Below are 13,193 nucleotides of genomic sequence, written 5' to 3' on the forward strand. Positions count from 1 at the left end.
GAATATCGCGCCCAGCATATCGGCCCGAAAATCGGAACGATTTTCGACAGGAACGATGTGCGGACTCTGAGTGTTAGAGCGTCCTTTGCGCGCCCGAACGGGCGCACGGCGCTCTCATAATCAAATCAGTCGTCCGCACCCATCGCATCATAGGGATCGCGCTCACCGGCGATGATCGCGCGCTTGCCGACATGGTTTGCAGGGCCGACAATACCTTCCTGCTCCATTCGCTCCACCAGCGAGGCGGCGCGGTTGTAGCCGACCGACAGGCGGCGCTGGATATAGGAAGTCGAGCACTTCTTGTCGCGCATCACCACCTTGACGGCCTTTTCATAGAGGTCGTCGCTGTCATCGTCGCCCATCGAAGTCTTGTCGAAGACGGCGACATCCTCTTCCGCCTCTTCATCTGCCTCTTCGGCGTCTTCCGTGACGGTACCGAGATATTCCGGACGCCCTTGCGTCTTCAGATGTGCGACGACCTTTTCCACTTCCTCATCCGATACGAACGGACCGTGGACACGGGCGATGCGGCCGCCACCCATCATGTGCAGCATGTCGCCCTGGCCGAGCAGATGCTCTGCGCCCTGTTCGCCAAGGATGGTGCGGCTGTCGATCTTCGACGTCACCTGGAAGGAGATGCGGGTCGGGAAGTTCGCCTTGATCGTGCCGGTGATGACATCGACCGAAGGACGCTGGGTGGCCATGATGAGGTGGATGCCGGCGGCACGCGCCATCTGCGCCAGGCGCTGGATCGCCCCTTCGATCTCCTTGCCCGCGACCATCATCAGGTCGGCCATCTCGTCAACGATGACGACGATGTAGGGCATGGCCGTAAGGTCCATTTCCTCCTGCTCGTAAACAGCCTCGCCGGTGGCGCGGTCAAAGCCGGTCTGCACGTTGCAGAACACCGTTTCGCCCTTGGCGCGGGCAGCGGCTGCCCTTGCATTATAACCGTCGATATTGCGCACGCCGAGACGCGACATCTTGCGATAGCGGTCTTCCATTTCGCGCACGGCCCATTTCAGCGCCATGACCGCCTTTTTCGGATCGGTAACAACCGGCGTCAACAGATGCGGAATGCCGTCATAGACCGAAAGTTCGAGCATCTTCGGATCGACCATGATCAGGCGGCATTCTTCCGGCTTCAGACGGTAGAGCAGCGACAGGATCATGGTGTTGATGGCGACCGACTTGCCGGAACCGGTGGTGCCGGCAACCAGCAGATGCGGCATCTTGGCCAGTTCGGCGATGACGGGTTCGCCGCCAATGGTCTTGCCGAGGCAGAGCGCGAGCTTCTGGCGGGTTTCGGCATAATCCGTCGCTTCGATCAGTTCACGCAGATAGACCGTTTCGCGCACCGGGTTCGGTAGTTCGATGCCGATGACATTGCGGCCGGGCACGACGGCGACACGGGCCGAGAGCGCCGACATGGAGCGGGCGATATCATCGGACAAACCGATGACGCGCGAGGATTTGACGCCGGGGGCCGGCTCGAATTCGTAAAGCGTCACGACAGGGCCGGGGCGGACATCGATGATCTCACCCTTGATGCCGAAATCCTCCAGCACGCTTTCCAGAAGCCCGGCGCTCTGTTCCAGCGCTTCGGGCGTCATGGTCGTGGTCTGCTGGACACGGGCTTCCTGCAGCAGATCGATGGAGGGATATTGATATTCTCCCTCGGCAAAGACCGGCGCTTCGCGGAACATCGGCTGCGAAGCCTGAATAGGTGCGCGGGGCGTGAAGCGCGGCTCTGCCGCCACTCTTGCTGCCGGCTGGCTTTCAATCGGCTGGGCCTGCTCGATCGGCCGCTGCGGCTCGACGAAGACGGGGACTTCCGCCACAGGCTGCGGCGCGATTTCCTGTTCTGCGGCCGGCGTGGCGACCGGAACGACAGCCTGACGCACGCCGATTTCCCGGTAAAGCCGGATCGCGGAACCGCCCGGCACGGTGACGACCGGAGGCTCGGCTGAAAGCACGACGGCAGCGGCCGCCGACACAGAAACGGCAGGGATCGACACCGTCAGCGCCGGGTTCGTCAAAGCGGGATTTACCAGGGCGGGATTTGCCAGAGCGGGATGTGCAAGGGCCGGATCGGCAAAATTGGCGCGCAGATAGGCGGGAACGGTCTCGCCCGCTGCCACCGGCAAATCAAGCGTCATGACTTCCCAAAACAGCTCATCCGGCAGATGGGCGGCGAAGGCGGGAACGGATGCAGCCGGCATGGGGGCCTGCGCCGCAGCAACTGGCTGGACGGCAGGCAGCGACTGAACGGAGGAGAATACCCTCTGTAACGGCGCTTGCACCATGGGCGCGAATGTCGCGGCCTCCGCTGGCGCCAGTGCGGCGGCAGCGGCTTCTTCCGCCTGCTTGCGGGCAAGTTCGAGACGCAATTTATAGGTCAGCGCCCTGGCACCGCGCGCATCGGGCGGCTGCGGCAGGAACGGCATGCGCGGCGGCGGCACACGCTGCTCCGCCGGCTTTACGACCGGCTGAGATATGGCAGCAGCGTCCTCATGCGCGACGGCCTGCTGCGCCGTCGCCTCCGGCTCCACCGTGTCCGGCGCAGCGACAGCCACGACTTCCTCTTCGAGAATATGGAGTTCTTCCGGAATATTCGGCGTCTCAACCGGCATGCGTCGGCTGAAGGCGCTTTCCGGCGTGCGGGTAAAGCGCACATTGGGGCCAAGCACAAAAGCATTCTGCCAGCCGGGCATTTCGGCACGGCCTTCAATGGCGTCGGCTGCGCTGACATCGGCATTTGGACGGGGCGCGGCACTTGCCTTCATCGCCGTCTGCTGCCCGGCAGCCGCCTTGCCGCCGGCATGACGGGCGTTTTCGCTCCCCCCCCCTGCGTTATTGGACGAATTCTGGAATCTGGATCGGGAGAAGCTCATGGCAGCGTGCACACTCATCATAAACGTACATATTTCGGTCTCCCTGAAATAGAAAATAAAGGTTAATTACCCCTTTCCAAACGGCGCCTCGGCGGCAGATTTCACCTCACCCACTGGCCCTTTTGGGTATGCGCCCATGGCAAAAACGAAGATCAACAGTTTGTTTTTATTTCCTTAAATCGATTTTTCCGCAGGCTGGGGATATTCCGCAGCAACCGGGGAAAACCAGATTGGCGTGCGTGAGGCATATTGTTTCTTCAAACTCACCCGCAACGTAAAATCATTGCTGTAAAGGCCGCGAATTAACGTGGACACTGCCGAGGTTGCAGTCTTAAGATCGGCGTGCCGCGGGCCAAGCGGAAAAGCCCGTCTCGCCCTCATTTCCGGAGTGAAATTCATGTCGCCTGTCCAGCTTTCCCGCCGCTCGCTTCTCAAGACCTCGCTTGCTCTTGCCGCAACCACGGGACTGGCGGGAATTGCCGCAGCGCAGGAGAAAGCCGCAGGCCGGCTGATCGTCGCGGCCGATTCGGAGCCGAAAAACCTCAATCCGGCCATCGTCGCCTCGAACGGCGTGTTTTATATCGCCAGCAAGATCGTCGAGCCGCTGGCGGAAGCCTCCTTTAATGGCAAGGACGGGCTGGAGCCGCGGCTTGCGACCGAATGGCAGGGATCGGATGATGGCCTCAGCGCCACCTTCAAGCTGCGCGAAGGCGTGACCTGGCATGACGGCAAGCCCTTCACCTCTGCGGATGTGGCCTTTTCGGCGCTCTCCGTGTGGAAACCGTTGCAGAACCTCGGCCGGCTGGTCTTCGCCAATCTGGAAAAGGTGGAGACGCCTGATGACCACACGGCCGTCTTCCGCTTTTCCAAGCCCACGCCGTTCCAGCTCATCCGCAATGCGCTGCCGGTCGTCACCAGCGTCGTGCCGAAACATCTCTATGAAGGCACCGATATCGCCACCAATCCGGCCAACACCAAACCGGTCGGCACCGGGCCTTTCGTTTTTGCCGAATACAAACCCGGCGAATATTACCGCCTGACCCGCAACCCGAATTACTGGGACAAAGGCCAGCCGCAGCTCGAGGAAATCATCTATCGCGTCTTGCCCGACCGCGCAGGGGCCGCCTCGGCGCTGGAAGCGGAAGAAATACAGCTGGCCGCCTTCTCCGCCGTGCCGCTCGCCGATCTTGCCCGCATCGCCAAGCAGCCGGGCATCAAGGTGATTGCCGACGGCTACGAGGCGCTAACCTATCAGCTGGTGGTGGAAATCAACCACCGCCGCAAGGAACTGGCCGACCTCAAGGTCAGAAAGGCCATTGCCCACGCCATCGACAAAAAATTCGTCATCGACAAGGTGTTCCTCGGTTATGCCACTGCATCGACAGGTCCCGTGCCGAAAAACGCACCGGAATTTTACACCGACGATGTCGAAACCTATGATTTCGACGTCGCCAGGGCCAATGCACTGCTGGATGAGGCCGGTTATGCGCGCGGACCCGACGGAAAGCGTTTCGCGCTGAAGCTTCTGCCCGCGCCCTATTTCAACGAAACCAGACAATTCGGTTCCTATCTTCGTCAGGCGCTTCAGGAAATCGGCATCGATGCCGAGCTGGTCAATAATGACGCCGCCGCCCACCAGAAGGCCGTCTATACCGACCACGCCTTCGATCTGGCCGTCGCGCCGCCGGTGTTCCGGGGCGATCCGGCAATCTCCACCACCATTCTCGTGCGATCCGGCATTCCCGCTGGCGTCGGTTTCTCCAATCAGGGCGGGTATGAGAACAAGACGCTCGATACGCTGATCGATAAGGCGGCGGAAACCGTGGATACGACTGCGCGCACCGCGCTCTACAAGGATTTCCAGAAACAGGTTACAGCCGATCTGCCGCTCATCAACGTCGCCGAATGGGGTTTCATCACCGTGGCGCGCGATACGGTCAAACATGTCGCCAGCAATCCGCGCTGGGCGGTTTCCAACTGGGCGGACACCGCGGTCGATACCTGAGGCAGCGCCGTGAGACGCACGGCGACATTGCTGCGGCGAAGGGCACTCAGCGCCATTCCGGTGATGCTGATCGTTCTCATCTTCACCTTCGTCCTGCTTGAAAATGCCTCCGGTGATGCGGTGGATGCCTATCTCGTTTCCATCGGCGGCGGCGATGCCGGGCTGCGGGACGCGCTGCGCGAACAATATGGCCTCAACGGTTCGATGCTCGCCCGTTTCTGGCTTTATGCCAGTTCGGTGCTGCGGCTCGATCTCGGCTGGTCGCTTGCCTTTGACCGGCCGGTGCTGGGGCTGATCCTCGAGCGGCTGCCGAACACGCTGTTGTTGATGGGCAGCGCCACGGCACTCGCCTTCATCCTCGGCACCGCGCTCGGCATCGTCGCCGGCGCGCGTCCCGGCGGGCTGACGGACCGCGTACTCTCCACCTTGTCGCTCACGCTTTACGCCACACCCGGCTTCTGGCTCGGCCTCGTTCTGGCCATCGTCTTTGCCGTGCAGCTTCGCTGGCTGCCAACCTCGGGCATCGAAACCATCGCCTCGGGCAAACAGGGATTTGCAAGGGCGCTGGATATTGCCCGCCATCTCGTGCTGCCCGTCGCCAGTCTCGGGCTCATTTATCTGGCACTGTTCCTGCGCGTCATGCGCACCGCCATGGCGGCGGTCTGGCCGCTGGATTTCGTGCTTTTTGCCGCGTCCAAGGGGCTTTCCAGACGGCGCATCGTGTTGCGTCACGTTGCCCGCAACGCGGCGCTGCCGCTCATCACTGTGCTTGGCCTGCAGGCCGCCACCATGCTGGGTGGCAGCGTGGTGATCGAAAGCGTTTTTGCCATTCCGGGTTTCGGCCGGCTGGCGCAGGAGGCTGTCAGCGGCCGCGATACGCCGCTTCTGATGGGCATTATCCTCACCAGCGCCGTCTTCGTCATCCTCGTCAATCTCGTCGTCGACATTCTCTATTCCGTTCTCGATCCGCGCATCGGCAGCGGGGAGAGTGCGGCATGAATTTCGTTCTCCGGCTCCTGCGCAGCTTCGAAGGTGTGACGGGCACGGTCATCCTCACATTGCTGGCGGTGACCGCGCTTTCCGCTCCACTCCTGTTTCCCGGCGACCCGCTGGCGATCGTCGGCGAGCCGCTGATTGCGCCCTTTACGGATGTCGCCCTGCCGCTCGGCACCGACCGGCTGGGCCGCAATGTGCTGGCCGAACTTGCCCATGGCGCGCAGGCATCGCTGCTCGTCGGCATGGGTGCGGCCGCCGCAGCACTTGTTTTTGGCACCGTTATCGGCACGATTGCCGGTTTTGCCGGCGGCCTCGTGGATGAAGCGCTGATGCGCGTCACCGATGCCTTCCAGATCGTGCCGAACTTCCTGCTGGCGCTTGCCTTCGTCAGCACCATCGGCCCCTCCATGCCGACAGTCATTCTGGCCATTGCGCTCGGCGCATGGGCGGATCCGGCACGGCTGATGCGGGCGCAGGTGCTGAGCATCCGCGAGCGCGACTATGTGCAATCCGCCCGCGCCATCGGCATGCATCCGCTGGAAATCGCCTTCCGGCAAATATTGCCCAATGCCCTGCCGCCGGTTCTGGCGCTCGCTGCCATCATCGTCGCCGCCGCCATCCTCACCGAGGCCGCGCTCTCCTTCCTCGGGCTTGGCGATCCCAATATCGTCACCTGGGGTTCGATGATCGCGGAAGGACGCAACGTGCTCCGCTCAGCGGCGTTCCTGTCCGTCATCCCCGGCATCGGCCTGCTGGTCACGGTGCTCGGCGTCTATCTTCTCGGAGAAGGCATCAACAGGGCGATGGCAACGAGGAGGCAAGCGCCATGAGCGGCAACGCGCTTTGCCGGATCGACGATCTCAGCGTCCGCTACACCGCGGCCGACAGCCCGGCGCTGTGCAAGGTTTCCCTGACGATACGGCAGGGACAAAGGCTGGCGATCATCGGCGAAAGCGGCTCGGGCAAATCCACACTCGGCAAGGCAATCGCCGGTCTTCTTCCCAGAACAGTACGGGTCTCGGGCGATATATCCTGGAGCCGCGACAGTGGTCTTTTCACCGGCAGGCCGATGCCGGGGCGCGATATCGGTACGATCTTTCAGGATACCGGCGCGACGCTGAACCCGGTCCTGACCATCGGCGAACAGGTGGCCGAAGGCGCGGTGCGGCATCTCCGCCTCTCACGGAAGGCGGCGCGCGATCTTGCCCGGGATCTTCTGGAAAAGGTGCGGCTGCCACATCCCTCCCATCTGCTAACCGCCTATCCCCACCAGCTTTCCGGCGGGCAGAGGCAACGTGTGGCGATTGCCGCGGCCATTGCGGCGCGCCCTTCGATCCTGATTGCCGACGAGGCGACGAGCGCGCTCGACACGGTCACCCAGGTGGCCATCGCCACCCTTCTCGATGATCTCGTGCATGAGGAAGAAAGAACGCTTGTCTTCATCACCCATGATATCGGTCTCGCCTCCAGCCTTGCTGACGACATCGCTGTTTTAAGCGCCGGAGAGCTGGTGGAACACGGCCCGGCCCGGCGGGTGCTTTCCGCGCCCGCGCATGCCTATACCCGGACCCTGCTTGCCGATTACCTCGATCTTTCGACCCCGCCGCTCGTGAGCGAGGCCGCGCCATGAACGAAACCCTTCTGAGCGTGGATGGCCTTTGCAAAACCTACCGCACCGGCGCAAGAACGGTGACGGCGCTCTCCGATATCTCGTTTTCGCTCAAGCGTGGCGAGACGCTGGGGCTTGCCGGCCCCTCCGGTTGCGGGAAATCGACACTGGCGCGCATCCTCATGCGGTTGATCCCCGCCGACGAAGGCGCGGTCCGTTTTGAAAACCGCAACTGGCTTGCACTCGGCGGCAGCGCGTTGCGCACCGCCCGGCAGCAGATGCAGATGGTGTTTCAGGATACGCATGGTGCCTTCAACCCACGCGCAACCGTCGAAGATGCCATAGGCGAGCCGTTGCGCATTCACCGCATCGTTCAGAGGCGTGACCGCCCGGCGGAGATACGCCGCCTTCTCGACCGTGTCGGCCTGCCCGCCGCCTATGCCGGTCGCTCCGTTTTCGAACTTTCGGGCGGGCAGAGGCAGCGTGTGGCGATTGCGCGCGCCATTGCGCCCAAACCGTCGCTTCTCATTCTGGACGAAGCGGTCTCGGCGCTCGATGTTTCGGTTCGCCGGCAGATTCTCGAACTCCTGGTGGAAATACAGCGGGAAACGGCGATTTCCTGTATTTTCGTGTCGCACGATCTCGCCGTCATCCGCGCCGTCTGCCACCGTGTCGCGATCATGGAGACGGGTCGGATCGTCGAAATCGGTGGGACCGGGGCCATCATTTCCGCGCCGCAATCCTCAACCGCCAGAAGCCTGATCGCCGCTGCCCCGCGGCTCACCACCACCATGCAAGGATAAGACATGCCCGCCCCGGATTACGCATTGCTCCTAGACCCGCCCGCTTTCCCGGCCGAACGTTACGCCATGCTGGCCGACCGGCTGGCGGCCCTGATGGGCACAAAAAACGACGTGCTGCTGATACAGGCGGAAGCCGTGCTGGCGCTGGAGGCGGCGGCGACAAGCCTTGCGCGGCCGGGGCTGAGGGCGCTCAACATCGTCACCAGCCCCTATGGCGCATGGTTCGGCGGCTGGCTGGAGCGCGGCGGCGCTACGGTGCGCAACCTGACGGCCAGCCCGGCAAAGCCGGTGACGCTGGCCGAGGTGGAACGGGCGCTGGATGAAGGGCCGGGTTTCGATCTTCTCGCCATCGTGCATGCGGAATCGGCAAGCGGCATTCTCAACCCCCTGCCCGCCATCGCCGCGCTCGCGCGGGCGAGAGGCGTCGTCACCCTTGTCGATGCCGTCGCCTCGATTGGCGGCCATGCCTTCGAGGCCGACAGGCTGGGCATCGATATCGCCGTCATCGGGCCGCAGAAGGCGCTGGCTGGCCCGGCCGGCATATCGGCCATTTCGGTCAGCCAAAAGGCATGGCAACTTCTTTCGCATGACAGGGCGCCCACCAATTCCATGCTCTCGCTTCTCGACCAGAAGCAGCTTTGGCTGGATGCCGGTCGCGGCACGCTGCCCGGAACGCCGGCGCCGCTGGAATTCTACGCGCTGGAGGCGGCGCTCGACAGGATCGAGGCGGAGGGCCTGCCAGCCGCCAATGCGCGCCACGAGCGGGCAGCGGCGGCCACCCGTCATGGCATCAGGGCACTCGGCATCACCAACTGGGTGGAAGACACGCACGCGTCAGCCCTCGTTTCCACGGCGATCCTGCCGGATACCGTCGAAGCCGGAGCGTTTCTCGCCGCCATATCGAAGGAGCATGGCGCGGATATTTCCGCCGGCGTCGGACCCGGCGCGGAGCGGCTGATAAGGCTCAACCACACCGGCCGGCGCGCGCATCCGGAGGCGGTGAAAGCCAATATCGCAGCCGTCTCAAGCGCCCTGAAAAACCTCGGCCATGCCACCAATACCGATTCCGCACTGGAAGCGGCTGCAAATAGCTATTCCGAGGCCGCTTCGAAAGAGGTTTGACGGCACCGACAAACATTCATTGCGTGAAATCCGGCACCGGTGAAATACCAATCACGACATTGTTGTTAAAAATAGTAGACAAATTCCATGGCCAATCTTGACGAAATCATGGCAACGCGCGAAACTTAACACACCGTTAACTCGCGTGAAGAAGGGAACTGGCCATGGTAGCAGGGTTCAACATGCTCTCCTTTGACCTCTTTGGCATCGGCCGAAGAATGCCCGTCGTCAATGAGCGGGTGGAGACCGAGTTTCAGGACAAGACACCGCGCAGACCGGATGACGAACAGCATGATGACGACCGTGACCAGGAATATGAACTGTTCTTCTGGTCGCTTTATCCGGTGATCTAAATCACCCGCAGTGGCTAGCTGGCATGAACCTTGCCAAGAACGGCAGGTTCATTCAATGATTGCCACATGCCGTCTGGAAATGAAAAGAACTCTGCAAACAGAGACTTGTTGCTCCTGCGCCGCCTGCTGCGCGCCAGGGATCATATGGACGCGGCACCGCATGAGGCATGGCCCGTTTCACGCCTTGCAAAAGTCAGCGGTGCCTCGCAGGCGCATTTCGCAAGATCGTTTCGCGATGCCTTCGGCATACCCCCTCACCGCTATCTGCTGACCCGCCGGGTGGAGCGCGCCGTGGCGCTTTTGCGCGACACCGACTTTCCAGTCATCGACATCGCCTTGCAGACCGGCTGGAACAGCATCGGCACATTTGGCCGCGTCTTCCGCGATGTAACCGGTGAGAACCCGAGCGAAGTGCGACGACAAATGCGGCTTTCGCCTGCCAATCTCGAGCAGGTTCCCCATTGCTTCGTCAGCGCCGCCCACCGCTCCCATCTCACAATCGCAGTTTCGGAGAAGCGCCGACAGGCGAAAGGCGCTACGCACGGTGAGTGAAAGGGAGATAGCTCATGAAAAATGGTGTTCAAGTCGTCGGGCTTTACGTTCATGACCAGGACGAGGCGCTGCAATTTTATGTCGAAAAACTTGGATTTCGTGTGCATACGGACGCACGCAACGGCGATTATCGCTGGTTGACCGTGCAGCATCCGGACCAGCCGGATTTTCAGCTCGGCCTGTTTCGGCCGCAGACCCCGACCGTTGACGAGGCGACGGCGCAGGATCTGAACGAAGCCGTGGCCAAGGGCGCCATGCCGCCTTTGGTTCTGGTGGTCGAGGATTGCCAGAAGGCCTTTGACGCCATGCACAAACGCGGCGTCGAATTCACCCAGGAACCGATCACGCGTTACGGCTCGGTGGATGCGAGTTTCCGCGACCCTTCCGGCAATGGCTGGAAGCTCGTTCAGGCCCGTTGAGGCAACCGTGTGTCACATTCCATCATGGATGCTTTTTCTTGGGGGCGACTTTGATCTTGCAAAAATGGATAAGGCAGAGCCATCGGTGGTTGGGCATTCTGCTGACCGTCACCATTCTGGCGAACTTCGCTTCGATGGCTTTCGGCCCGACACCACCGGTGATCGTTTATGCCCCGCTTCTTCCGCTGACTTTGCTTGTCGCCAGCGGGCTCTACATGTTCTTCCTGCCTTATCTGGGAAAGCCACTCTCCCATTCGAAGGAGTAGGCAGGCGGGCGACGAGGCGCTGTATGTCTCACACATCAGGAACATTACGGCGGTTTTGAAGAGCGACGCTTATCGAATGTCCGAAAATATTTCAGCCCCGGGGCGGCACCCCGGGGCTGATTTTTAGCTGATTTTTAAAAGCGGTCGGCCGAAACGGCCTTGCCTTTAGTGGTTGTCGCGCGGCAGGCCCTTGGTCTGGGCGATGCGCTGATACTTCACGGCCGGTTCCAGAACCGCGCCGGTTTCCATCTGGCTGACGATGCCGCGCTGGATTTCCTGCCATGGCGTCTGGTGGTCGGGGAACTTGTAACCGCCCTCAGCCGACAGCGCCTCGTAACGCTTGGCCAGTTCTTCACCTGAAATCAGGATATCCGCCTTGCCGCGGCCCACATCGATGCGGACGCGGTCGCCCGTCTGCAGGATGGCGAGACCGCCGCCGGCTGCTGCTTCCGGAGACGCATTGAGGATGGACGGGCTGCCCGACGTGCCGGACTGGCGGCCGTCACCGATGCAGGGCAGCGAACTGACGCCTTGCTTCAGAAGATAATCCGGTGCGCGCATGTTCACCACTTCCGCTGCACCCGGATAACCGATCGGGCCTGCACCGCGCATGAAGAGGACGGTGTTGGCGTCGATGCCGAGCGACGGATCGTCGATGCGGTGATGGTAATCTTCCGGACCGTCGAACACCACGGCACGGCCTTCAAAGGCTTCCGGATCATTCGGGTTGGAGAGGTAGCGGCCACGGAATTCTTCCGAGATCACGCTCGTCTTCATGATGGCCGAGGAGAACAGATTGCCGCGCAGAACGCGGAAGCCGGCACGCTCCTTGAGCGGCTGCTCATAGGGGCGGATGACCTTTTCGTCTTCGATGATCGCGCCACGGCAATTGTCGCCGATGGTCTTGCCGTTGACGGTCATGGCATCTTCCATGATCAGTCCCTGGGTCATCAGCTGGTTGACGACTGCGGGAACGCCGCCGGCATGGTAATAATCCTCGCCGAGATATTCACCGGCCGGCTGCAGGTTGACGAGCAGCGGCACGTCTTCGCCATAGGTCTGCCAGTCATCGACCGTCAGTTCGACGCCGACGTGGCGGGCAAGGCCGTTCAGGTGGATTGGCGCATTGGTGGAGCCGCCGATGGCCGAATTGACCCGGATGGCGTTGATGAAGGCATCCTTGGTCATGATATCGGAAGGCTTGAGGTCTTCCTTGACCATTTCGACGATGCGCAGGCCGGTGAGGTAGGAGACTTCCTGACGGTCACGGTAAGGCGCCGGAATGGCGGCGGAGCCGGGAAGCTGCATGCCGAGCGCTTCGGCCAGCGAGTTCATGGTCGTTGCCGTGCCCATGGTGTTGCAATAACCGGTGGACGGCGCCGACGAGGCGACGAGCTTGACGAAGCCCTGGTAATCAATCTCACCCTTGGCCAGCAGTTCGCGCGCCTTCCAGACGATAGTGCCGGAGCCGGTGCGTTCACCACGGAACCAGCCGTTCAGCATGGGGCCGACGGAAAGGGCGATGGCCGGAATGTTGACGGTGGCCGCCGCCATAAGACAGGCAGGCGTGGTCTTGTCACAGCCGATGGTCAGAATGACGCCATCGAGCGGATAGCCATAAAGCACTTCCACGAGGCCGAGATAGGCAAGGTTGCGGTCGAGGCCGGCGGTCGGGCGCTTGCCTGTTTCCTGGATCGGATGGACCGGAAATTCAATCGCGATGCCGCCGGCTTCGCGGATGCCTTCGCGCAGGCGGTTTGCCAGTTCCAGATGGTGACGGTTGCACGGCGAAAGATCCGAACCGGTCTGGGCAATGCCGATGATCGGGCGGTCGGACTGAAGCTCGGCCTGGCTCAGACCAAAATTCATGTAACGCTCGAGATAAAGTGCCGTCATATCCGCATTGGCGGGGTTGTCGAACCACGCGCGCGAACGAAGCTTGCCTTGGGTTGCAGGCAGATTGTCGGATTTGGTCATGATGCAGGTCTCCAGCCGGAAGTGGCCAACGGTAAAATATTACGAAATGCGACAAGCTTATGTTGTGCGCAAGGAAAATGGAATCAGCTTTCGGAGATCACGCATAACCGACAGAGCCGGTCCAGACGAGTGGATCGGCACCGTTCTTCGGCTTTAGCCGAATATTTTTCGGTGCTTACGATGATACCGGCTATGTG

The 13,193-nt window shown here is 61.8% G+C and carries 13 protein-coding genes; 10 read left to right on the top strand and 3 right to left on the bottom strand.

The annotated features are described in order from the left end of the window. Positions 1–125: 125 nt before the first annotated feature. Together ACQZ5F_RS13910 and ACQZ5F_RS13915 are read right to left on the bottom strand one after the other, a co-directional pair. Positions 126–2,915, bottom strand: coding sequence for a DNA translocase FtsK (locus tag ACQZ5F_RS13910; protein ID WP_448730639.1), 2,790 nt, complete (start codon positions 2,913–2,915; stop codon positions 126–128). Between the two features lie 153 nt (positions 2,916–3,068). Further along, entirely contained in the window at positions 3,069–3,293 is a 225-nt protein-coding gene (locus tag ACQZ5F_RS13915; protein ID WP_162249040.1) for a hypothetical protein, read from the bottom strand. Between ACQZ5F_RS13915 and ACQZ5F_RS13920 the strand changes: the two genes are divergently transcribed. The 10 genes from ACQZ5F_RS13920 (at position 3,292) to ACQZ5F_RS13965 (ending at position 11,019) form a co-directional block, all read left to right on the top strand. After that, entirely contained in the window at positions 3,292–4,899 is a 1,608-nt protein-coding gene (locus ACQZ5F_RS13920) for an ABC transporter substrate-binding protein (RefSeq protein ID WP_448730638.1), read from the top strand. The two genes, ACQZ5F_RS13915 and ACQZ5F_RS13920, sit on opposite strands and share 2 nt — an antisense overlap. A 9-nt stretch (positions 4,900–4,908) precedes the next feature. Beyond that, the gene (locus ACQZ5F_RS13925) at positions 4,909–5,898 is read left to right on the top strand and encodes an ABC transporter permease (RefSeq protein WP_448730637.1); all 990 of its coding nucleotides are present in this window, start codon (positions 4,909–4,911) and stop codon (positions 5,896–5,898) included. Beyond that, positions 5,895–6,725 carry an ABC transporter permease gene (locus ACQZ5F_RS13930; protein WP_046800849.1) on the top strand — a complete coding sequence of 277 codons (831 nt, stop codon included), beginning with the start codon at positions 5,895–5,897 and terminating at the stop codon, positions 6,723–6,725. Before ACQZ5F_RS13925 ends, ACQZ5F_RS13930 begins: the two co-directional genes overlap by 4 nt. Then, the gene (locus ACQZ5F_RS13935; RefSeq protein WP_448730636.1) at positions 6,722–7,525 is read left to right on the top strand and encodes an ABC transporter ATP-binding protein; all 804 of its coding nucleotides are present in this window, start codon (positions 6,722–6,724) and stop codon (positions 7,523–7,525) included. The genes ACQZ5F_RS13930 and ACQZ5F_RS13935 overlap by 4 nt, the downstream gene beginning before the upstream one ends. Beyond that, a complete protein-coding gene (locus ACQZ5F_RS13940; protein ID WP_448730635.1) occupies positions 7,522–8,307 on the top strand; it encodes an ABC transporter ATP-binding protein in 786 nt (261 codons plus the stop codon). The genes ACQZ5F_RS13935 and ACQZ5F_RS13940 overlap by 4 nt, the downstream gene beginning before the upstream one ends. Positions 8,308–8,310: 3 nt before the next feature. Next, on the top strand, positions 8,311–9,429 hold the full coding sequence (locus ACQZ5F_RS13945; RefSeq protein WP_448730634.1) for a pyridoxal-phosphate-dependent aminotransferase family protein: 1,119 nt from the start codon (positions 8,311–8,313) through the stop codon (positions 9,427–9,429). A 164-nt stretch (positions 9,430–9,593) separates the two neighbouring features. Continuing rightward, complete coding sequence (locus ACQZ5F_RS13950) at positions 9,594–9,782, top strand: hypothetical protein (RefSeq protein ID WP_046800845.1); 189 nt, start codon at positions 9,594–9,596, stop codon at positions 9,780–9,782. A gap of 105 nt (positions 9,783–9,887) precedes the next feature. Continuing rightward, complete coding sequence (locus ACQZ5F_RS13955) at positions 9,888–10,334, top strand: helix-turn-helix domain-containing protein (RefSeq protein ID WP_448730633.1); 447 nt, start codon at positions 9,888–9,890, stop codon at positions 10,332–10,334. A gap of 14 nt (positions 10,335–10,348) precedes the next feature. Continuing rightward, entirely contained in the window at positions 10,349–10,753 is a 405-nt protein-coding gene (locus ACQZ5F_RS13960) for a VOC family protein (RefSeq protein ID WP_137086321.1), read from the top strand. Between the two features lie 38 nt (positions 10,754–10,791). Further along, a complete protein-coding gene (locus ACQZ5F_RS13965) occupies positions 10,792–11,019 on the top strand; it encodes a hypothetical protein (RefSeq protein ID WP_046800842.1) in 228 nt (75 codons plus the stop codon). A gap of 165 nt (positions 11,020–11,184) precedes the next feature. On the opposite strand, the gene ACQZ5F_RS13970 is transcribed toward ACQZ5F_RS13965, so the two are convergent. Beyond that, complete coding sequence (locus ACQZ5F_RS13970; protein WP_225338515.1) at positions 11,185–12,996, bottom strand: IlvD/Edd family dehydratase; 1,812 nt, start codon at positions 12,994–12,996, stop codon at positions 11,185–11,187. Positions 12,997–13,193: the final 197 nt, after the last annotated feature.

The sequence above is a fragment of the Agrobacterium sp. 22-210-1 genome (assembly GCF_053522525.1).